The sequence below is a fragment of the Aquincola tertiaricarbonis genome (genome assembly GCF_023573145.1).
Lineage (GTDB): Bacteria > Pseudomonadota > Gammaproteobacteria > Burkholderiales > Burkholderiaceae_C > Aquincola > Aquincola tertiaricarbonis_B.
In genome coordinates this window covers 1,018,756-1,039,773 of sequence record NZ_CP097635.1, presented here as the reverse complement: position 1 = coordinate 1,039,773, position 21,018 = coordinate 1,018,756, and the positions used below count along the sequence as shown (strand labels likewise).

The 21,018-nt window shown below is 66.6% G+C and carries 23 protein-coding genes; 9 read left to right on the top strand and 14 right to left on the bottom strand.

Translation table 11 applies throughout. From position 1 onward, the window contains the following. Positions 1-343: 343 nt before the first annotated feature. From MW290_RS04895 to MW290_RS04870, 6 genes are all read left to right on the top strand, one after another. Positions 344-748, top strand: coding sequence for a hypothetical protein (locus tag MW290_RS04895; protein ID WP_250196147.1), 405 nt, complete (start codon positions 344-346; stop codon positions 746-748). A gap of 85 nt (positions 749-833) precedes the next feature. Further along, a complete protein-coding gene (locus tag MW290_RS04890; protein WP_250196146.1) occupies positions 834-1,172 on the top strand; it encodes a hypothetical protein in 339 nt (112 codons plus the stop codon). A gap of 15 nt (positions 1,173-1,187) precedes the next feature. Further along, the gene (locus MW290_RS04885; protein WP_250196145.1) at positions 1,188-1,562 is read left to right on the top strand and encodes a hypothetical protein; all 375 of its coding nucleotides are present in this window, start codon (positions 1,188-1,190) and stop codon (positions 1,560-1,562) included. Continuing rightward, on the top strand, positions 1,505-2,410 hold the full coding sequence (locus MW290_RS04880) for a diguanylate cyclase domain-containing protein (RefSeq protein WP_250196144.1): 906 nt from the start codon (positions 1,505-1,507) through the stop codon (positions 2,408-2,410). Before MW290_RS04885 ends, MW290_RS04880 begins: the two co-directional genes overlap by 58 nt. Before the next feature lie 85 nt (positions 2,411-2,495). After that, positions 2,496-2,783, top strand: a complete 288-nt coding sequence (locus MW290_RS04875) for a cupin domain-containing protein (RefSeq protein ID WP_250196143.1) — start codon at positions 2,496-2,498, stop codon at positions 2,781-2,783. Positions 2,784-2,902: 119 nt separating this feature from the next. Continuing rightward, the gene (locus MW290_RS04870) at positions 2,903-3,352 is read left to right on the top strand and encodes an OsmC family protein (RefSeq protein ID WP_250196142.1); all 450 of its coding nucleotides are present in this window, start codon (positions 2,903-2,905) and stop codon (positions 3,350-3,352) included. Positions 3,353-3,440: 88 nt separating this feature from the next. Here the strand turns inward: MW290_RS04870 and hemN are convergent, their stop codons facing one another. From hemN to MW290_RS04805, 13 genes are all read right to left on the bottom strand, one after another. Beyond that, positions 3,441-4,811: an oxygen-independent coproporphyrinogen III oxidase gene (gene hemN / locus MW290_RS04865; protein WP_250196141.1), complete on the bottom strand. Its 1,371-nt coding sequence runs from the start codon at positions 4,809-4,811 to the stop codon at positions 3,441-3,443. A gap of 52 nt (positions 4,812-4,863) precedes the next feature. Beyond that, positions 4,864-5,262, bottom strand: a complete 399-nt coding sequence (locus tag MW290_RS04860; RefSeq protein WP_250196140.1) for a SirB2 family protein — start codon at positions 5,260-5,262, stop codon at positions 4,864-4,866. Next, positions 5,259-6,449, bottom strand: coding sequence for an NnrS family protein (locus tag MW290_RS04855; RefSeq protein ID WP_250196139.1), 1,191 nt, complete (start codon positions 6,447-6,449; stop codon positions 5,259-5,261). The genes MW290_RS04860 and MW290_RS04855 overlap by 4 nt, the downstream gene beginning before the upstream one ends. Next, positions 6,427-7,575: a DUF8744 domain-containing protein gene (locus tag MW290_RS04850; protein ID WP_250196138.1), complete on the bottom strand. Its 1,149-nt coding sequence runs from the start codon at positions 7,573-7,575 to the stop codon at positions 6,427-6,429. Before MW290_RS04850 ends, MW290_RS04855 begins: the two co-directional genes overlap by 23 nt. A 16-nt stretch (positions 7,576-7,591) precedes the next feature. Next, positions 7,592-7,948, bottom strand: coding sequence for a metal-sulfur cluster assembly factor (locus MW290_RS04845; RefSeq protein ID WP_250196137.1), 357 nt, complete (start codon positions 7,946-7,948; stop codon positions 7,592-7,594). Between the two features lie 22 nt (positions 7,949-7,970). Next, positions 7,971-8,396 (bottom strand): RrF2 family transcriptional regulator, encoded by a 426-nt coding sequence (locus tag MW290_RS04840; protein ID WP_250196136.1) that lies wholly within the window; start codon positions 8,394-8,396, stop codon positions 7,971-7,973. Between the two features lie 48 nt (positions 8,397-8,444). After that, a complete protein-coding gene (locus MW290_RS04835; protein ID WP_250196135.1) occupies positions 8,445-10,724 on the bottom strand; it encodes a nitric-oxide reductase large subunit in 2,280 nt (759 codons plus the stop codon). A gap of 37 nt (positions 10,725-10,761) precedes the next feature. Then, complete coding sequence (locus MW290_RS04830; RefSeq protein WP_250196134.1) at positions 10,762-11,052, bottom strand: DUF2249 domain-containing protein; 291 nt, start codon at positions 11,050-11,052, stop codon at positions 10,762-10,764. Between the two features lie 506 nt (positions 11,053-11,558). Continuing rightward, positions 11,559-12,518, bottom strand: coding sequence for an IS5 family transposase (locus tag MW290_RS04825; protein ID WP_250194184.1), 960 nt, complete (start codon positions 12,516-12,518; stop codon positions 11,559-11,561). A 68-nt stretch (positions 12,519-12,586) separates the two neighbouring features. Then, positions 12,587-13,938, bottom strand: a protein-coding gene (locus MW290_RS04820) for an IS3 family transposase (RefSeq protein WP_250196133.1) whose coding sequence is annotated in 2 segments (ribosomal slippage) — positions 12,587-13,465 and positions 13,468-13,938 — 1,350 coding nt in all. Because the reading frame shifts where the segments join, the coding sequence is not laid out codon by codon here. A gap of 658 nt (positions 13,939-14,596) precedes the next feature. Further along, positions 14,597-15,112: an RES family NAD+ phosphorylase gene (locus tag MW290_RS04815; protein ID WP_250196132.1), complete on the bottom strand. Its 516-nt coding sequence runs from the start codon at positions 15,110-15,112 to the stop codon at positions 14,597-14,599. Next, the gene (locus tag MW290_RS04810; RefSeq protein ID WP_250196131.1) at positions 15,109-15,759 is read right to left on the bottom strand and encodes an Xre family toxin-antitoxin system antitoxin; all 651 of its coding nucleotides are present in this window, start codon (positions 15,757-15,759) and stop codon (positions 15,109-15,111) included. The genes MW290_RS04815 and MW290_RS04810 overlap by 4 nt, the downstream gene beginning before the upstream one ends. Before the next feature lie 162 nt (positions 15,760-15,921). Continuing rightward, positions 15,922-16,164 carry a hypothetical protein gene (locus tag MW290_RS04805; protein WP_250196130.1) on the bottom strand — a complete coding sequence of 81 codons (243 nt, stop codon included), beginning with the start codon at positions 16,162-16,164 and terminating at the stop codon, positions 15,922-15,924. Between the two features lie 138 nt (positions 16,165-16,302). On the opposite strand from MW290_RS04805, the gene MW290_RS04800 reads away from it, so the two are divergent. The 3 genes from MW290_RS04800 (at position 16,303) to MW290_RS04790 (ending at position 19,486) form a co-directional block, all read left to right on the top strand. Then, positions 16,303-17,261, top strand: a protein-coding gene (locus tag MW290_RS04800; protein ID WP_250196593.1) for an IS5 family transposase whose coding sequence is annotated in 2 segments (ribosomal slippage) — positions 16,303-17,125 and positions 17,125-17,261 — 960 coding nt in all. Because the reading frame shifts where the segments join, the coding sequence is not laid out codon by codon here. A 298-nt stretch (positions 17,262-17,559) separates the two neighbouring features. Then, the gene (locus tag MW290_RS04795) at positions 17,560-19,149 is read left to right on the top strand and encodes a GAF and PAS domain-containing protein (protein WP_250196129.1); all 1,590 of its coding nucleotides are present in this window, start codon (positions 17,560-17,562) and stop codon (positions 19,147-19,149) included. Beyond that, positions 19,094-19,486: a PAS domain-containing protein gene (locus tag MW290_RS04790; RefSeq protein WP_250196128.1), complete on the top strand. Its 393-nt coding sequence runs from the start codon at positions 19,094-19,096 to the stop codon at positions 19,484-19,486. Before MW290_RS04795 ends, MW290_RS04790 begins: the two co-directional genes overlap by 56 nt. A gap of 18 nt (positions 19,487-19,504) precedes the next feature. Here MW290_RS04790 and MW290_RS04785 read toward each other — a convergent pair whose 3' ends face one another. Next, positions 19,505-20,953, bottom strand: a complete 1,449-nt coding sequence (locus tag MW290_RS04785) for an IS5 family transposase (RefSeq protein WP_250196100.1) — start codon at positions 20,951-20,953, stop codon at positions 19,505-19,507. Positions 20,954-21,018: the final 65 nt, after the last annotated feature.

The window sequence follows — 21,018 nt, the reverse complement described above, 5'->3', positions numbered from 1 at the left end:
CTTCTTCGTCATGCACCCGCCGGTGTGGCGGGTGTCCCGTCTCGGGAGGGTTTTCGTCCTTGGGCGCCGCAACTTGAGTGCAGCCTGCTGGAACGGCCGACGCTGCCGGCAGTGCTGCTGGCCGGGTACCACGCCAGCCGGCTCGATGCAACTTCGGCATGGCGGGGATTCGTCACACCGCCCAGGACAGCGCACCCGTCGACCCTTCGTCGACGGCTCCGCCATGGGGAGTACGATCCGTGCGGGGAGTTGGTGTGCCAATCCGCAGGGTCGCCCGTAAAACCAACAAGCAACGGGGCCTCGATCGACCGGATCGGGATGGCGTCAGCAGGAGTGGGCGGTCATGCCGTACGAGCTGAGCTGGGAGCCACGTGGGGTCGTGGTCACGTACTCAGGGAACCTGTTGCACGAGGAACTCCTGGAGCGCCATCAGCAGATCGCTGCCGATGCGCGGTTCGACGACCTGCGATATGCCATCGTGGACACGCTGCCGACTCAATCCTTGTCGCTTTCGCGTGCAGACGTCGAGGAGGTCGACGCGTTCCTGCGCGGGCCAGCGTGCACGAACCCCAACATCCGCGTCGTGTTTGTCGCCACGCATCCTGATGTCTTGCGTGCGCTCGCGGACTACGACGCCATGGCGGACCGGGCCTTCAAGGAGGTGGTCTGTGGCTCAGCGCAGGCAGCGCGCGACTTGATCGGAGCCGGCGCCTCGGACTTTCGGCCGCGGGGCTGGCCAGGACCTTGAGGATTCCTTCGCCGGTGTCGCGTACGACCGGGCGCTGGCGTGGAACAGGACCTTCCTGCTGCTGTTTCCCGAGCATGCCAACGCCGTGCATATCGGTGAGTGTTATGCCGACAACCTGAGGCGTTTCTACCGCGAGCGACTCAAACCCGAGGAGCAGCACCTCGTCGAGCGGTATGTCGCGGAGGGGGTTGCCCGGCACCGCGCCCAGCTGCAACCCTTCAGCTTTGTGCATCGCGGCCGGTCGATCCGGGTCGCGTCCTTGCCCGTGGCCGGGGTCGGCCGGATTCGACTCTGGCGCGACGAGACGCCCGATCGATCATTGGCCGAAGTCCTGCCCAGCTCCGGCCTGCAGGGCGGAGAGAGCCTGTTCGACCTGATCGCCGACGGTGTCGCGGTGGCGGATCCGGATTGCACGCTCACCTAGGTCAACGAGCCCTTCGTGCGTCAGTACCGCCTGCCGGGCCGACAGGCGTCGTTGGGCGTCAGCTTCGAGCAGATCTACCGGCTGTCCTGGGCGAGCCATGAGGCGGTCGAGACCCCGCGGTTCGAGCAGGGCTTGCACACGCCGGCCGAGCACCTGCGCTTCATCGGTGCGCCGTTCGAACTGCCCTTGCCTCACGACCGATGGGTTCGCATCGTGGAGCAGCAGACAGAGCAGGGGCAGCGCTATGGCGTGCATGCCGACATCACCGTGCTCAAGCGACAGCACGTGAGCTGGCCGAAGCGGACCGGCGCGCGTGGGAGAGCGAGGCGCTGGTGCGCCAGAAGACCGCCGTTCTCGAGGCCACGCTCGAACACATGGAGCAGGGCGTGATGATGATCAACGCGCAGCACGTGGTCGAGGTGTGCAACCGGCGGGCGCTCGAGCTCCTCGACCTGCCGGCGGGTCTGATGCGGTCCCGGCCGCGCTTCGACGAGGTCCTGGCCTACCAGTGGCAGCAGGACGAGTTCTCGCGCACGCCCAACGACATCCAGGAGTTCGTCCGGCAAGGCGGTCTGCTCGACAAGGCCCATGTGTACGACCGCAAGCGACCGGATGGCCGGGTGATCGAAGTGCACAGCACGCCGATCGTCGGTGGCGGGGTGCTGAGGACCTACTCGGACATCAGCGAGCGTCGACGCAGCGAGGAGCGGATCCGGCACCTGGCCCGCCACGACGGCCTGACCTCCCTGCTCAATCGGGACGCGTTGCTGGAGCAACTCACAGCCGCCCTGGCCGACGCCGCGGTGCGTGCCCTGCAGGCTCAGAAGGTCACCCAGCTGGCGATCCGCTACCTCGACCTGGACGGGTTCAAGCCCATCAACGACGCGCACGGGCACGTCGTGGGCGGCAAGGTGCTGGCACTGGTGGGCCAGCGCATTCGGCATGCCGCCCGTGAGAGCGACCTCGTCGCACGCATGGGCGGGGACGAGTTCACCATCCTGCAGACGGGCATCGAGGGCAGCGATGCCGCCGTGGCGCTGGCGCACCGTGTCCTGGAGAGCCTGCAGCGACCATTCCATGTCGAGACCCAGCGCCTTGACATCGGGGCGTCGATCGGCATCGCGGTCGCCCTGCCGGGGGACGGCCCGGACGGACTCCTGCGCCGTGCAGATGCGGCCATGTACGCTGCGAAGGCGGGAGGGCGGAATCGGGTCCAGCTGGCACAGCCGCCCTCCTGACCGCCCCGCGATCAAGATCACTGCACACGTTCGCGTTGGCCGTCGCAGCTGTGGGCATCCATGGTTTCCGGGAGGGTCGGGCATTGTGATCACCGCCTCGCCAGAGCACACTCGCCCGGTCATCGCTCACGCCCACCCCATGGCGCTCCCTCACGCAACAGCAGGTCAGGTCCTCGCCGTGCACGCGCTGCGCGAGAGACTGCCGAACGAACAGTCCGCTGCACTCTTCGAGTCGCGCGACCTGGAGGTGACGCGGCTCGTGCTGCTGTCCGGCAAGTCGCTGCCACCGCACAAGGTGCCCGGTGAGATCACCATCCATTGCATCGAAGGCCTGCTGAGCGTGGATGTCGACGGCCGCACGTCCAGGCTCTAAGCCGGTGAGCTGATGTTCCTGGCCGGCGGCGCGACGCATTCGGTCACCGCGCTGTCCGACGCCTCTGCGTTGGTCACCATCGCGCTCAAGCCTTGAACTGACCGCCGGCGGCGCCTCTCATGGACACGGTCGGGACCGTCACCCTTGCTCTCCGGTCCGAACTTCGGTTCGAGGTCGACTTCGGCCTGGCCTGCGTGCCCCGGCTGTCGACGGACGCCATGCCGCCGCTCGGCCAGGGCGGCGGGCCCGACTCGGAGATGCTGCTGATGGCCGCGGTGGGCAACTGCCTGTCGGCGAGCCTGGCGTTTTCGCTGCGCAAGTTCAGGAACGACGAGGTTCCGATGCGCGCGACCGTCGACGCTATTCTGGCCCGCGACGAGCGCGGGCGTCTTCGTGTTCGCAGCCTGGCGGTGGACATCCACCTGGGCGTGCCGGCGAGCGCCCTGAGGCTCGTGGACCGTGCCGTTGCCCAGTACGAGGACTTCTGCACCGTGACCCAGAGCGTGCGGGCGGCGATCCCGGTCGCCGTACGGGTCTTCGACAGCGCCGGCGCAGAACTCTCGGCTTGACGTCAGGCGCGCAGCGCAGGATGCGCCACGCCTGAACAGCACATGCCCGCTACACGACCCGCGAAAAGCGGTGCCGGTCCTTCGCCATTTACAGATGCCGGTCGAACAGCATCGCCACCGCGCGAACGAGGAACCAGCCCGACGTCGTCACCTCGATCGCGTCATCTCCGAGGACGACGAGACCCGACGAAGCCATTCCGCGCAGGCACTGCAGCTCCGCAGCGAAGCAGTCCGACATGCGCACCCGATGCTTGCGCTCGATGGGTGCGAACTCGACGCGGCCCTGGCACATCCAGGCCATGATCACGTCACGCCGCAGTTCGTCGTCGGCCGTCAGGGCGTAGCCCCGCACCACCGGCAGCAGATCCTGCTGCAGTGACTCGTAGTACTCGGGCAGCGTCCTGGCGTTCTGGTAGTACGACCCGCCCACACGACCGATCGCGGACACGCCGAGCGCCACCACGTCGCAGTCGGGTTGAGTGCTGTAGCCCTGGAAGTTGCGATGCAGGCGGCCTTCGCGCTTGGCCACCGCCAGAGAATCCTCCGGCAGGGCGAAGTGGTCCATGCCGATGTAGTCGTAGCCGCGCGCCAGCAAGCCGGCGATGGCGTCGCCGAGCATCGCGATGCGTTGTGGCGCCGTGGGCAGGTCGACCTCGGCGATGCGCCGCTGCGGCTTGAAACGCTCGGGCAGGTGGGCGTAGGCGTAGAGCGCGATGCGGTCGGGCCGCAACTCGCCGATCTGCTGCACGGTGCGGGCGAAGCTCGCCGGGGTCTGCTTGGGCAGGCCGTAGATCAGGTCGGCATTGATCGAGACGTAGCCCAGCTCCCGGGCGCTCTGCATCAGGCCCCGGACCATCTCGAAGGACTGCACCCGATGCACCGCCTGCTGCACGTCGGGGTCGAAGTCCTGCACCCCGAAGCTCAGGAGATTGAAACCCAGCGCGCGGAAATGCGCGAGGCGGTCGGGCGTGACGGTCCGTGGGTCCACCTCGATCGACACCTCGGAATCCGGCGTCAGCTCGAACGCAGCGCCCAGGCCGTTCATCACCCGGCTCAGCTCGGCATCGGACAGGAAGGTCGGCGAGCCACCGCCGAAGTGCAGTTGGGAGACAGGACGCCCCGAGCCGAGCGAGCCGACGACCAGGGCCAGCTCGGTCTCGAGCGCATCGAGGTACTCCGCCGCCCGCTCGTGGTGCTTGGTGATGATCTTGTTGCAGCCGCAGTAGTAGCACAGCGACTCGCAGAACGGGATGTGCACGTACAGCGACAGCGGCTCGCCAGAACCGACCCGGCTTCGCGCCTGGAGCACGCGCACGGCGTCGGCAGGACCGAACTGCTCCGCAAACCGGTCGGCGGTCGGGTAGGAGGTGTAGCGCGGGCCCGGCGTGTCGAACCGGCGCAGCAGCTCTTCAGTGTGAACCGATGGGGCGTCGGCGGGCTGATGGGTGAGGGGGGTCATGGCAGGGTGGGTCGTCTATGCCTCGCGGACATGGCGCAGGTCATGCAAATGGTCAAAAGACTGTCGCGAAGAATCCGAACGGACTCTTCGTGATGGCCACGGAAACGATCCAGCCGACGATGGCCAGCGCCGCCATCCAGGCCGTTGCCCGGACCCACAGGGGCCGGCCAGGCCGCAGCGCCACGACGCCCAGCGCGACGTAGACGACCAGGCCGACGATCTTGGCGGTCAGCCAGGGCGCATCACGGGGATCGAGGCGCAGCAGCCAGGCCAGGCTGAGCGCCGACAGCAGCAGCACCGTATCGACGACATGGGGCACCGTCTTGGCGACCCGCGAGCGGACCCAGCCTGCGCCAGCGAGGCTGGCCCATGCGCGGGCGAAGAAGCCGGCGACCGAGAGCACCACGGCGCCCTGGTGAACCAGCTTCACGGTCGTGTAGTCGAGGCTCATCCGGGTTTCCCATCGAGCCTCGAACGCGTCAGCACGGGCCAGTAGCGCACCGCATACAGCCCGAAGCCTGCGGACCACAGTGCGGCCGAACACTGCACCGCAACGATCGTGTGCCCCGGCGCCACGAGCGGAACGACGACACGCGCCACGCCGGACAGCAGGACGAGCAGGTAGCAGGCCGTATCGAACTGGTCAGCCTTGAGCGGCCGCGCGGTGTGCCCGCGGGCGGTGCGGGTCATCATGCCGATGATGAGGCCACCCACCGCGCCAACGTTCAGGGCATGGGTCGCGGCCGACGGCGCGACGACGCCGAGTTCGGCCAGGGCGCGCAACACCAGGTGAACCGGCACCCACAGGTAGGCCAGATGAAGCACCCAGACGAGCGGGACCCGCCCCGTCTTCCAGGGCTGCCAGAGTGACCAGCGGGCAGCGTGTGCCATGCAGGCGGCAGCCGCCAGCAGGGCCAGGGGCAGACCCCGGATCCCCACGACATCGGCCGCGGCCAGCACCAGCACGGACCCCAGCGCGGCCTTCTCGACAAACGGATGGCGCGTGGCGGCAGCACCGGGCACGCCGTTGTTGGTGAACATCGGGATCACGCGTCCGCCCATCACCGAGATGATGAACAGGACCAGGTCCAGGCCGATCTGAAGGCCGGCCCAGGCCGGCAGGCGGCTGAGGCCCAGCTGCGCGAGGTGGACGAAGCCTGCGGCCACTGACATCAGTACCAGCAGGCCGACGAAGAAGTAGTTGCGCCGGTTGCGGGCCTTGAAGAAGGGGATTGCCAGCGCGACCGCAGCGGCCAGCGGGAAGGCCACATTGACTGCCGCGGCCGCCCAGCCGAAGGGGGTGAGTACGAGCGCGCGCCCGGCGAGCCACAAGCCCGCCAGGGCCGCCAGCAAGGGACCGGTGGGCGTGGGCCGGCTCGTCCAGTTCCGGCCGGCGGTGAAGAGGAAGCCGACGATCACCGCCAGGGCAAACCCAAACAGCATCTCGTGGGCATGCCAGACCGGCCCCGCCAGGTAGCTGTGTCCCAACAGGCCCGAGAACTGCAAGGCCCACAGCGGGATCGACAGGGCAGCAAAGGCGCTGGCGAGCAGGTAGAACGGCCGGAACCCCAGTTCCCACAGCGCGAATCGGCTCGCGGGTGGCGCCGGGGGTTCCTCAATGAGGCGCAGGGACGGCATGGCGTTTCCTGTGGGGGGCCGGGTGCCTTGCGCGCCAGGCCAAGACCGATGCGACCATGGTCGCGGCGAAGACCGCGATCGCGGCCGCATTGCCCGCGGCGCCGGCGCCGAGTAGCGCGAAGTCGAACGGGCCGAAGAACAGCCGCAGCGCCAGCGAGGAATGCAGCAGCGCCAGCGGCACGTAGAAGAACCAGCCAAACAGGAGCTTGACCCGGGCGAGTGCCGGCAGGATGACCGGCGCGTGCCCGAGCATCATGCTGAAGATGAAGCCGAGGCCCAGCGCATGCAGCGCGGCGACGCGCGCGGAGTAACCCAGCGAGGTGGCGATCCAAGCGATGCCGGCGACCGCGAGCCAGGCGTACCCCAGCAAGAGGCACACCGCCATGTAGCGGCTCAGGCCGTGTGACGAGATCGTGCGCCGGGCAATGTCGAAGCTGACCAGCCACAGGGCCAGGCCGGCCAGAGACAGGCCGTACAGCCAGCCGCCCCAGACGGGCGACACCGCGAAGACGGCGGAGCCTGCCAGCATCAGCCCGAGGCAGACGTACAGCGCCGCCGCCGCACCGCTGCGGCGGCGCATCAGGCGGGTCATCTCCAGGCGCTCGGCGGCAATCGTCAGCACCAGGAACGAGAACCACCAGGGAACGACGGCGGCGGCCTGCGAGCCCAGCGCGAGCAGCAGGTTGCCGACCAGCCAGGCGGTCGCCCCGGTGAGCAGTAGCAGGGTGTGGGCCGCCTTCTGACGCGACACCACGGTCACGTTCACCGCGATGAAGCCCAGCGACGCCAGCACGGCCAGCCAGCCGGCGACCATGGGGGCGCCCGCCAGCATCGACACGCCCGCCAGCGCCGAGAGCACCGGCGCTGCGAAAGCCGCCCGGGCCTTCACGGCGATGGCACGCTCGATCCCGATGACGGTGCCCATGAAGGCGCAGATCATCAGGAAGGCGTGGGCCAGCACCGCCTGGCCCGGCCAGGCGCTGTGGGCCGGGAGAGGCACGGCCACGCCGGCGCGAAGCAGGCCACCGATGATCCCGGTCACGAGCAGGGAGGCGACGACCGACAGGAACAGGGCGCGCAGGATTAGCACGCGCACCGGCGTCCGGGGGGATGCATCGTCATGCATGGAGATTCGTCCTGGGCTACCAGCCCATGAAGGCCTTGGCCCGCGCGCTCATGCGGTCGGTGGTCCAAGCCGGCTCCCAAACGAGTTCGACACGGATCTTCATCGTCGGCGGAACGACCCGGTCCAATTCAGACTCCACGTCGCCCAGGATCACGTCGGTGACCGGGCAGGCCGCCGAAGTCATCGTCATCACCACGTGCACCAGGTCGTCGGTGACGCTGACGCCATACACCAGTCCGACATCGACGATGGTCATTGCCACCTCGGGGTCGACCACCTGGCGCAGGGCCGCCTCGATGGGCTGGCGCAGCGCGTGCGGCCCGGTGTAGGCGTAAGACGGTCCAGCGTCGGCAGGGGTAGGCGTCGTGTCCATGGTGCTCAGGCGGCCTGGATCATCAGCACCTTGCCCAGCGTCTGCCGATTGCGCGACAGGTCGGCGAGGGTGTAGCGGGGTCCAGCACCGCGTAGAACGCCGTGACCGCTTCGCCGAGCACGCCCTTCAGGCGGCAGCAGGAGGCGATGACGCAGTGGCCACCACCCTCGGAGAAGCACTCGGCCGGCACCGCCGCGCCTTCGGTGTCGCGCACGACACGGCCGACGTTCACCTGCTCGGGCGGAATGGCCAGCAGGATGCCGCCTCCTTTGCCGCGCACGGTGTCGATCCAGCCCTGCTTGCCCAGGAAGTGGACCACCTTGACCAGGTGATTCTCGGAGACCCCGAACGACGCGGCGATCTCGGCGATGGTCGCCCGGCGTGTCGTGTCGGCCGCAAGGTAGATCAGCACACGCAGGCTGTAGTCGGTGAAGGTGGTGAGTTTCATGGTCGCGGAAGGAAGGAGGGGAGGGCCCATGGCCCTCCCCGGGGAGTGTCAGCGCTTGGCCAGCGAAGGCGTCACGCCGGCCGGCACGGCCGCGGCGCGGCGCGCCGGTCTGAGCAGCCGCCAAGCGTAGACCGCCAGCAGCACGCTTCCGGCCGCAAACACGATGTCGCCCGGTACGCGCAGCCACACCAGCGTCTCCATCACCGGTGAGTGGATGATCTCCGGCGAGCGCGCATACCACAGCCCCTTGCTGATGCTGGCCCAGGCCTGGTAGATGCCGGCCGGCAGCAGCGACAGGAACACCATCATCGCCAGGCCGATGTTCAGGCTCCAGAAGGCAGGCTTCAGGAACTTGTCGGCGTGCAGTGCCCGGTCGTACAGGCCGCGCAGGCAGAACAGCATCAGGCCGATGCCCAGCATGCCGTAGACGCCGAACAGCGCCGCGTGCCCGTGGGCCGCCGTCATGTTCAGGCCCTGCACGTAGTACAGCGAGGCCGGCGGGTTGATGGCGAAGCCCAGCAGGCCGGCCCCGACCGTGTTCCAGAAGCCCACCGCGACGAAGGACAGGATGACCCACTTGTAGGCATTGAGCCAGGGCACCGCTTTCGAGCGGCGATAGGTCTGCAGTGCTTCCAGGCCGATCAGCGTCAGCGGCACGACTTCGAGCGCCGAGAACACCGAGCCCACGGCGATCACCGAGGTCGGCGTACCGGTCCAGTACAGGTGGTGCAGCGTGCCCAGGATGCCGCCGAACAGGAACACGATGGTCTCCGCGATGATGGCGCGGTTCGCCGAGGCGGCGCGGATCAGGCCCAGGTTGGTGAAGATCAGCGCGACCACGGCGGTGGCGAACACTTCGAAGAAACCCTCGACCCAGAGGTGCACCAGCCACCAGCGCCAGTACTCGATCATCGAGTAGTGGGTGTGCTGGCCCCAGGTGAGGGAGGTCGCGTAGAAGCCGCCGATGCAGGTCGCCGACAGGAACACCATGGCGATCAGCCCACGAGTCTCCGAGGGCTTCTTCAGCGCGGGCCACAGCGCGCGGCCGAGCAGGAAGACCCAGAACAGCAGGCCGATGAACAGCAGGATCTGCCAGACGCGGCCCATGCTCGTGAAATCCAGCCCCTGGTTGCCGACCCAGAAGCTGAAGTCGACGCCGCGGTGTTGCAGCGTGCCCAGCCAGCCTGTGAAGGTGGAGCCCAGCACGACGACGATGAGCGCCCAGAAGAGCAGGTCGACACCGAGCTTCTGGAACTTCGGCTCCTTGCCCGAGAGCAAGGGCGCGACGTACAGCCCCGTGGCCAGCCAGACGGTGGCGATCCAGAAGATGCCGATCTGCGTGTGGATGGTGCGGCTGACGACGTAGGGCAGCACCTGCGCCAGCGGAATGCCGAAGAACGCCTGGCCCTCGACCGCATAGTGCGCGGTGATGGCGCCCATGCCGATCTGCAGCAGCATCAGGCCGATGACGGTGAAGAAGTACTTGCGCGTTGCCTTCATCGAGGGCGTCGCCTTGGCGCCGAGCAGCGGGTCGCACGCCGGCACCCTGGCTTCCTCCTCATGCTTGTCGGCGCCGTGCAGCCAGAGCATGGCGGCGATACCGGCGAGCAGCAGGATGATGCTGACCATCGACCACACCGCGGCCGAGGTCGACATCGTGTTGCCCACCAGCGGCTCGTGCGGCCAGTTGCTGGTGTACGAGAGTTCGGTCTCGCCCGGGCGGTTGGTGGCAGCGGCCCACGACGTCCAGAAGAAGAACGCGGTCAGCGCCTGGCGATCCGCCTTCTCGGGCAGGGCGCCTTCGGTCATGGCGTACTGGTCGCGCAACTTGGCCAACGACGGCTCCGTGCCGAACAGGCCGTCGAAGTGGCCTGCGACCTCGCGGATGGCCTGCGCGCGTTCGGCCGACACCGTCACGGTGCCAGTCGACTCGTTGTAGGTATTGCGGCGCATCTCGTCACGCACGCGGGCATTGATGGCGGCCTGGTCGGCGTCGGTCAAGTTTGGCGCGACCTTGCGCTGCTCGGCGCTGCGGATGGCCTGCAGTGCCGTGGCTTCTCGGTGCAACCAGTCGGCCGACCAGTCGGGCGCGACATAGCTGCCGTGGCCCCAGACGGTGCCCAGCTGCTGGCCGCCGGCGGCCATCCAGGCCTGCTGGCCGCGCTGCACCTGCTCGCCGCTGAAGAGGACCTCGCCGTCGGAGGTGACCACGGCCTTGGGGATGGGGGGCGCGGTCAGGTAGATCTGCCATCCGAGGTAGCCGAGGGCCCCGAACGACACCACGAAGATGAGGCCGAGCCAGCGCCACAGCCTTTGGGTTGATTTCATGGGATCTGTTCCTGGAATTGGTTGTCCGTCCGGCGGTTCAGGCGCCACCGCCACACACGCCGCAGCACCCGCCGGCGCCGTGGGAGCGCCCGAGCTTCTGGACGCTCACGCGCCACACCGCCGGACCGTTCTGCAGGTACATCCAGGAGAAGTTGCCCGGCACCTCGGCCTGGAACTGGTGGTACAGCGGCCGGGGGTCGTGGTCGTTGCTGATCTCGAGGGCGTCGCCGATGGCGAGGGCTTTGAACGCGGCGAAGATGGTCGCGTGACGCTCGGGTCCCGGGATGGCCCGGACGTCGATCATGTTGCTGGCAGTGGCTTGGGACATGGTTCTCTCGTGTTGACTTAGAAGGTATATAGAGCGCTTGAGGCGCGCCGCAGAGCTCGAGTCCGTGTCCGCTCACGACTTCGGGAGCCCATCGTGCAAGCCATTTGGCGGGCGCCCGATCGCGCCTCGGCCAACCACGAGTGCCACTGCCCCCAAGAGGCCTACGCGTTGGCACGCAGCCGGTACCCCCGGGCGAACACTGGCTGCGGGGCGACGTCGCGACCGTGGGGACAGCCCCGGCCCTTCAAGCTGCGTTGGCCGCCTGCAGCTGGAAGGCACTAACAACCGTCGAGAGGCTGCGCGCCTGCTCACTGAGCGACTTTGCCGCGGCGGCTGACTGCTCCACTAGGGAAGGTCTGCACAACGCGATGCGATGCGCCCGTCGAGCCGATTCGATGATCGTCAAGCGCCGTCTGGCTGCACCGAGGCGATTCGCGGCGTCTTCGAGGCCCCGGTTGGGCCTGCTGCAGCGCTCCGCAGGCCCCTGCAAGGCACCGCGGACGCACTCATCCCTGCGCTCCGATCAGCTGCCGCCTCGCCATCCACAGGTTTGACAGCGCGAAGAGCGTGGCGATCTGCGCCGTGTTCTTGGCCAATCCTCGGTAGCGAACCTTTGTGTAGCCGAACTGCCGCTTGATTACCCGGAACGGATGCTCGACCTTGGCCCGGATGCTTGCCTTCCACTTCTCCAGGCTCAGCGCCTCGAAGTGCGGCGCGATGAACGGGTTGAGCTTGCGCCGCAACCCTGGCCGCATGGCCACGTGCCACTGCGGCCCCTGGGCTTCGATGCGCTTGTGCACGCCTTGGTAGCCCGCGTCTCCAAAGGCGACCTCCTCGTCACCGTGCAGCAGTGCGCCGGCCTGCGTCACGTCGTTGACGCTGGCGGCCGTGCCCACGACGCTGTGCACCAAGCCGGAGTGCGCGTCCACGCCGATGTGGGCCTTCATGCCGAAGTACCACTGGTTGCCCTTCTTGGCCTGCTTCATCTCGGGGTCCCGCTCGCCCTCGGCGTTCTTGGTCGAACTCGGCGCGGCGATCAAGGTGGCGTCGACGACGGTGCCCTTCTTCATCATCAGGCCCTTGGCCTGGAGGATGTCGTTGACCACCCGCAGCATGTCGGTGGCCAAATCGTGCTTCTCCAGCAGGTGCCGAAACCTCAGGATGGTGGTCTCGTCGGGCAATCGCTCGACACCTTCGCCCAAACGAGCGAACTCACGGAAGACGGGCATGTCGTGCAGCGCCTCTTCCATCGCCGGGTCGGACAGCGCGAACCATTGCTGCAGGTAGTGAACTCGCAGCATGGTCTCGATGGGAAACGGCGGCCGTCCGGTCTTGGCCTTGGGGTAGTACGGCTCCACCACCTGCATCAGCGCCGACCACGGCACCACGCGTTCCATCTCTTCGAGGAACTCGCGCTTTCGGGTCTTCTTCGTCGACAGGTTCAGGCCAAGTCCGAGCTGCTTCATGAGCGTGATCATCCCTGGCGCAGGGCGGTCAGGCTATTCGGATCGGCACGTAGTTGTGCAGACCTTCCCTAGGCGTTCACGGCCCGCAGCCGGTACTGCACCGGGCTCAACCCGTTGAGCTTGAGCCTGATGCGCTGATGGTTGTAGTAGCGAATGTAGCGGCGCAGCCCGGACTTCAACGCTGCGATGTCAACGAATTTGTTGAGGTAGAAGAACTCTGACTTGAGGGTGCCGAAGAAGCTCTCCATGGCCGCGTTGTCCAGGCAATTGCCCTTGCGAGACATGCTTTGCGTCAGCCCGTGTGCGCTGAGTTGTTTGCGGTACGCGGGCATCTGATAGTGCCAGCCCTGATCGGAGTGCAGAAGCGGGGCTGCTCCGCGGCCGTGCAGCTTCGCCAGTGCCTTCTTGAGCATGTTCCCGACAAGAGAGTACAGAGGCCGCTCCTGCATCTCGAAGGTCACGATTTCGCCGTTGTAGAGGTCCATCACCGGTGACAGATAGAGCTTGGCGCCGCGGACGTTGAATTCGGTCACGTCCGTCACCCACCTCTCATTCGGCCGTGCTGCGCTGAACTGCCGAGCAAGCAAGTTCGGCGATGGGGCCAACTCTCCCTGGTAGGAGCGATATCGCTTCGGCCGGACCAGCGACTTCAGGCCGAGGCTGTTCATCAGTCGCTGCACAGTCTTGTGATTCACCGCCTGGCCTCCCTGACGCAGTTCGCATGTGATGCGCCGATAGCCGTAGCGGCCCTTGTGGCGCTCATAGGCGGTCTTGATGCGCGACTTCAAGCCTGCGTGCTTGTCGCCGGCCTCCAAGACCTTGGCCTGGTAGTAGAACGTGCTCCGCGACAGGCCTGATGCCGCCAGCAGCACCTGCAACGGGTAGTCTGGCCTCAGCTCGAGGACGGCTTGCGCTCTTTGTGAGCGGGTTGCCGATTGCCCCGAACCAAGGCCTCCAATTTTTTTAGGTAGGCGACCTCCGCACGCAGCCGTTCAACCTCCTCAAGAAGCGCGCGGTTTGAGCTGGCACTATCGGGGTCGGGTGGCTCTGAGCTGGGCTTGCCGGGCTTCATAAGGGGCGTTCGCCGTTTGCCTTCAAGTGCCCCGACGCCACCGCCATCAAGCGCTCGTCGCCAGACGACAACCTGGTTTGGATTGCGAATATCGTAGATCGCCGCGACCTGCCGGCTTGAGAGCTGCTCACGATCTTGATGCCTCAGCACCTGGAGCTTGAATTCAGTGGTGTAGGCGCCGCGCTTGGGCTGCAGGGCGGCCACTCCGTGTAGCCGGTAGTGGCTGACCCACGTACGGACCTTCTCCTCCGGCACTGACCATCGCCGGGCAAGCAGCTTCGCACCGCCGTCCCCAGCCAGAAAGCTCTCGACGACCTTGAGCTTGAGCCTTGTTTCGTACTTCCCCATGGGACCTCTTGAACTGTGTCCAACTTCTGGGGGTCAGTTCATAACCGGGGCGGTTCAGGAAGCTGGACAACATCGAGCGCGGGCTGCGTGCTGCTCAGACCGGCCATTGAGCGCCTGTGGCGCTCCACGCTGCCAGGATACTGAACGCGCGGCCGGTGGGGCTTGCCGTTGGGTCAGCCGCCTTGACGCGCTCGGACTTGTCGGTACATTCCCCGCCGTACCAGGGCGGCACGGTGCCGGCGGAGCGAGCAGGTGAACAGCAGGGAACGAGCGAATCTTGGCGCCGAGCCGGCGCCGCCGGTGAAGGTGAATGAGCCATCACTTCGGCCTGCGCGGGGTGTCGACAAGGCGTTCTCATCGCCGTCGCCACAGACGGTCAAGGATGCGCGAGTGGCGGCCGGCCTGACTCAAGCACAATCCGCCAGGCTTGTTTGTGCCACAGCCCGCTCGTGCAGGCCTGGGAAGCGCCGGCCTGGCAGGTCGAGTCCTCGCCGATGCATCCAGGCCTATGGCAGCTGTTCCTGGTCAAGACAGAAAAAATTTGATCGCTCGTGCCCCAGGCGGGCGCAGGATGTACATGCTCAGGCGCCCTGCCCGCCGATCCCTGCTTCTGCGGATTCCTCGTGAGCCGCTTCCTTTGACGGATGGGATCTGGCGCCTAGGGCGAAGTGCCGCCAGGCGTTGCTGGCGCCGGCGCGATGAACAGCCGCGGGTCGAACTTGAACGGGTGGCGCTCGATGTGGAGCGTGATGGTGGCGTGATCGCGGTGCGCGGGGTTGAGTAGCAGGTTCCGCTCGTTGGGCTCGATATACGACGGCACCCATAGGCCCAGGCTCGCGCCGGAGGCTACCCAGGCGTTGCCGAGGGTCTGTGTGGCCGTCTCGTCGTCGCGCCAGTCAGCGGGCAGGCCCAGTGTCTCGACCTCGATCAGGGATGTGGCGGCGGGAATCTCAAGCCGCATGAGCGCCTGGTTCTTGGGGTTCGCGCCATTGGCGTGCACGCGCTTCTCGAGCTGGCACAGGGCCCGGCTCGATCCGCAATAGACGACCTGGTTATGCCCCTTGGTGTGCCAGCGGCCGCTGCCCTGCGTCGAGCCGTAACCCAGACTCATGAGCAGGACGGTAAGCGCTGGTGCCGGCGTCTCGCAGTAGCCGATGCGGTAGACCGTGATCAAACGACGCCACCGTACTTGACGGCGTTGAGGATGTCCTTCACGTGTTCGGCGCCAAAGCCGGATTTGGCGCAGTCCAGCGGCGTCTCCCCGTCAAGCATGGGGTGTGGCTTGCGCAGCCATGCGGCCGCTTCTTCATCAGTCTCGAATGTGTCGCGGGCCATCGCGTCGAGCTCGAGCAGGCGCAGCATGCTCTCGGCCGCGTAGGGCGGAAGCACGTCGTCCTTGGCCACCTTGCGGTTGGCCGTAGCGCGGTCCATCCCCAAGACACCCGCGGCCGCGCCTTTGCCGATGCCCAAGTGGTCGCTCAGTGGCTCCAGGCTGCGGCTGGGGATGCCCGACTTGACGATGACGTAGGCTTGCTTGGCCGACAGGTGGCCGGGGATCGCGAAGTGCTCGACAGCAGAACTGCGGCTCACCGGTGCGTGCCGACCAGGCTTGGATCTGCTCTTTCGCGGCCCGCCGACGCGGCTGACGTCATTCAGCTCACTTTCCGTGCCGCGCTTGACGCTCGCTATGCCGCCTTCCCGCGATGACGACCGTTCACCGCTGTTCGGGATGTAGTCGCCGAGCTCGATGTGGGCGCCGGCAACCCTCGACAGAACGATCGACCAAAGGTTGTGCAGCGGGGAAGCGGCGGTCGATGACATGCGGGGCTCCTGTACAGCGCTCATTTGCAACACGAGCGTAGCGCATTTGCGTCACCTTGTCATAATCCAGGACAAGGCCTCGTGGTCGCTGCGCCCGCCTTGCAGGCGCTCGTGGAGGTGTACACAAGTCCGGGTGGCAGGTGAAGTCCCGCGCTTACGCATTCACGTCGTCGGAGCCTCCATGAGCGGCCGCACGTCGTAGCCCTGGTCCTTGCAGTCGTTGCACAGGTAATGCGCGTTTGCATCTTCCAGAAGGCCCATCCACCAGTGGCTCGGCTCCTCCCGCACCCGGTACAACGTCCCGATGCCGAACGGCGCTGGTTGGGCGTCGCAGACGCCGCAGGAATACTGCGCGCCGTACTCTTGCCCTTCTCGCGGCGTCAGATCGCTGTCTTCATCGTTCATGCGGGTGTCTTTCCTGCAATCTGGTCTACCAGCCCCACTGCGCGGGCGCATCCACAGCCGCGACGCCTAAGGAAGGTCTGCAAAACCCCGGGCTGATCCGGCTGGCGTGAGGCTGCCGAAGGGGCGACGATGACAGCCATGAAACAGCTCGGACTTGGCCTGAACCTGTCGACCAAGAGGACGCGCAAGCGCGAGTTCCTCGACGAGATGGAGCGCGTGGTGCCGTGGGCGGCGTTGGTGCAGGTGGCGGAACCCTACTACCCCAAGGCCAAGACGGGCCGCCCGCCGTTTGGCATCGAGACCATGCTGCGCATCCACTATCTGCAGCAATGGTTTGCGCTGTCGGACCCGGCGATGGAAGAAGCGCTGCACGACATGCCGGTGTTCCGGGAGTTCGCCAAGCTGGGTGACGGTGTGACCCGCCTGCCCGACGAGACCACGATCCTGCGGTTTCGGCACCTGCTTGAGAAGCATGACCTGGCCACCGACATGCTGCGGGTGGTCAACGACATCCTGCAGGCCAAGGGCGTGATGATGAAGAAGGGCACCGTGGTCGACGCCACGCTGATCGCGGCCCCCAGTTCCACCAAGAACGCCGAAGGCGAGCGCGACCCGGAGATGAAGCAGGCCAAGAAGGGCAACCAGTGGTATTTCGGCATGAAGGCACATATCGGCGTGGATGCGCACTCGGGCCTGGTGCACAGCGTGGTGGGAACGGCCGCCAGCGTCAACGATGTGACGCAGGCCGGCTCGCTGTTGCACGGCGAGGAAGAGGCCGCCTTCGGTGACGCTGGCTACCAGGGCGTGCACAAGCGGCCAGAGGCTGCCGGCCCGGCCTGGCACGTCGCCATGAGGCCAGGGCTGCGTCGCAAGCTCAACCCGTTCATCGAGCCGCAGTTCATCGCCGAGCAGATCGAGCGGGCCAAGGCCAGCGTGAGAGCAAAGGTCGAGCACCCGTTCGCGTGCTCAAGCGGCAGTTCGGCTACACGAAGGTGCGCTACCGCGGGCTGAAGAAGAACACCGCGCAGATCGTCACGCTGTTCGCGCTGGGCAACCTCTGGACGGCACGGCGGCGATTGATGGGAGCCACGGGATGAGTGCGCCCGCAGCGGACGCGGCAGGCTGTCCGTCGCGCGCTGAGCGCTTCCCAAGGGCTCCAGAGCAGCGCTGCACGCTCGCATGACGGACCTCAAAGCACCGCCGCAGCATCAATTCACCTCAAACGGCACTCCGCATCGCGTTGTGCAGACCTTCCCTAGCTGTACGACGCACCGGACTGTATAAGGGCCGGTTTGTCCATGAAAACATGCGGACCGGCGAAAATGGCTGGTGTTGCCGCCCAGGACGGGGAGTGCCCTTACTGGCAGCAGAACCTGCGACGGAGCGACCAGCTAGATGCACCTGCTTAACGAGTTCCTCGTTCGATTCTCCGAAGTGGTTCGCGGACTTCGGGAGCCGAGCGCGGTGGCGGAGACGGCTTGCCGCATGCTTTTGGAGCAACTTGGCGTCGACCGCGCCCATTGGGCCGAAGTGGACTGGACGACGGAGGAATTTGTCATTCTCGGGTCTGTCGCCGCCCCGGGCGTTCTCGCCATCGAAGGTCGCTTTCCGCTCGCAGCTTGGGAACCTTACAGTGCATCGCATCGCCTGGGTCGCGCGGTAGTTGTCGAGGATACCAAGACAGATGCCCGCGCGGACAGCGCGATGCGGGCGGCGACCGCCCGCATGGACATTGGCGCGGACCTTGCGGCCCCTGTACTCGCCGGTGGACGGCTGACGAGTGTCTTGGCAGTCAAGCAGCGCCTGCCACGTCGATGGACGAGTGAGGAGATAGCACTCGTCGAGCACCTCGCCGGCCGTTGCTGGGCTGAGGTCGAGCGCGCCCGTGCAGAGGCAGCACTGCGCGCAAGCGAGGAGCGGTACACGTTCCTGCTGCAGCTGAGCGATGCTCTCAGGCCGCTCGACGCGGCGGTCGACATCCAAGGAGAGGCCACTAGGTTGCTGCGTGATCACCTCGATGCGGGATGGTGCTACTACGTCGAGTGGGATGAAGTAACTGCTCGCGGTGTCGTTCTCCGTGACGCGACGAGGGATGGCCTTCCGTCGCTTGCGGGGACGCATGACGTTTCAGATGTCCCGGCGTTTCTTGACCTGTTGCGAACAGGGAAGATGCTGAACGTCGCTGACTACGCGAACTTCGAGGGCTTGAGCCCTGAGCTGCGGGCGCGCTACACCAAGCTGGGTTTCCGCTCGATGCTCATGGCGACTCTGGTCAAGCAGGAACGGCTTGTCGCCTCGCTACTGGTTGGGGACAGCGAGGTGCGCACCTGCTCAAGCGATGCAGAGGTACTGTTGATGGGGGTCGCCGAGCGAACGTGGGGGGCGGTGGAGCGTGGCCGTGCAGAGATGGCGCTCAAGCGGAGCGAAAAGCGCCTGCGTAGCGTGGCGGAGAGCGGCGTCGTTGCGATTGCATTCTTTGGCTTGACCGGCGCCATCACAGATGCAAACGATGCATTTCTCGACATGGTTGGCTACAACCGCACTGAGCTCGAGCGCGGTGACGTTCGGTGGGACCGCCTTACTCCTCCCGAGTGGATCGTGCAAACTCAACGAGCCGTCGAGCATTACAAGATCACGGGCACGATCGAGCCCTACGAAAAAGAATATTTCCGGCGCAACGGCGAGCGCTTCTGGGGTCTGTTCTCCGGGCGCCGCATCGAGGAGAACGGAGAAGGCGTCGCGGTCGTTCTCGACATCACCGAGCGCAAACGGGCCGAGGCGGCATTGCGAGAAAGCGAGGAACGCCAGCGAATGATGGTGGAGCTGGTTCCGGTGCTGCTCTGGTCCGCCAGCCCGGATGGGCAAGAAGTGGCGCTCAACGATCGGTGGTTGACCTACACCGGACAAAGCGCGCCCGACACGCAGAACTATGGGTGGCTGGAGGCGATTCACCCCGACGACCTACCCGCCGCGCGCTGCTTTTGAACGCGCTTTTGCAAGCGGCGAGCCGCTTGAGAGGCAACAACGCATTCACAAAGCAGGCGATGGCTGGCGCTGGCATCTCGTGCGTCATATTCCCGTGCGTAACGCGGACGGCTTGATCACGCGTTGGTTCGGCGCAGCCGTCGACATTCACGAGTCCAAGCTCGCCGAGCAAGCCCTTCAAGCGACGGAGCGGCGGCTGCAAAGGCTGGTCGAGGGTGTGCCGCAACTGGTATGGCGAGCCGAGGGCGCTGGCCGCTGGACCTGGGCCAGTCCCCAATGGACGGCATTTAGTTGGCCCTGCGAAATCCATTTCCAGCGTGCCGACACGGCCATGTGATCGCAAGAGCGGCAGCGGTCACGGCTCCAGCGCGACTTCAGCGCAGGAGACTGGATGACGCAGCACTTCCGCCATGGCCGCCGCATACAGCGCCATCGCGGACAAGGCCAACAAAACGCCACCCAGGCCCAGCCGGGCGATGGCCCGCAGCAGCCAGCGGATGTTGAAGCCCGCCGCGCACAGCACCGCATGCAGCGCGTCGCCTTCCGCGCCCTTGAGCCAGCACCGGTCCATCCGGTGGTCGGCCTTGGTGTGGCCGATCAACGGTTCGATGGCCTGTCTGCGCTTCAACCAAGTCCGCTGCCTGGGGCTGAGCGACTTGAACTTGCCGCGGTGGATCACCTCCACCGGCGCCACGTCCTTGTCCACGCCCCGGTAGCCCAGGTCCACGATGGCGGCGGTGGGCTTGACGCCGATGTCCTGCAGCAGGTTGGTGGTCTGCTCGATCTGCGCGGCCAGCGTGTGGCCGTCGTACGGGTTGCCTGGGAAGCTGCGCGCGCCCACCATCAGGCCGTGCTGGTGGGTGACGGCTAGGCTCACCTTCACGCCGAACTCGTAGGGCTGGCGGGCCTTGCCCTTGCCGATGCACTCGGCCTCCGGTGCGTGCAGGGCATACAGCTTGTTCTTGTCCTTGGGCCGCTGCCGGTGGATGCGCTCGGCGCGCTCAACCCAGGTGTCCAAACTGGCGCGGGTCTCGTCGGCCAGGCCGCCCATCTTGCGGCGCACCTCGCGCAGCAGTCGGCCCAGGATCGTGCGCTGGCGCTTGAGCACGGCCCGCAGCCGCTTGAACTGCTTGGCATGGGCATAACCGCCCGCGCGCCGTCGCAGCGTCTGGCCCTCGTGCTGGTGGGTCTGCTTGAGCTGGATGCCCGCGCGCTTGGCCAGCCGGGCGATCTTCTCGCGCGCCAGCTCCAGCAGCCGGCTGTCGGTGGGGTGGGCGATGGCCTTGCTCTGCACGGTGGAGTCCACGATCACGCGCTCGAACTCGGTCTTCTTGACTGCGCCCATGGCCACCGCCGCCTCGATGGTGGTCTTGAGCAACTGCTCGACACCGGCCTCGCCCAGCACCCGACGGAAGCGGCTGATCTGCGCCGGGTCACAGGGCAGGCGCGGCTCAAAGTAGACCTGCCCGCTGAAGAACTGGAAGTACACGTCCTGCGACCAGCGCACGACCACCGACTCGTCGCTCTCGTTGTAGGCGTGCTTGAGGTACAGCAGCGCCACCATCAGCCGGATGGGCAAACGCGGGCGGCCGGCGTTGCTGACGCCGGCACCGGCCACCGCCAGGCTGGGGCCGAACAGGTCAGAGCCTTCCACCGGCCGGCCCTTGCGATCCCGGTGCGCGAACACCGGCGCCAGCGAAGCCTCGATCTGCGCCCACGGCATGCGCGTGGCCAGCACCGCCAGCGCGTGGCGCAGGTCGATCATCTGATCGAGCCGGGCGCGAAAGAAGTCGTCGGTGGCCATCGGTGGTGACTCCAGAACTCCCAGAAACCGACGTCCATTGGAATGCTTCCCGGGAGACTTCACCA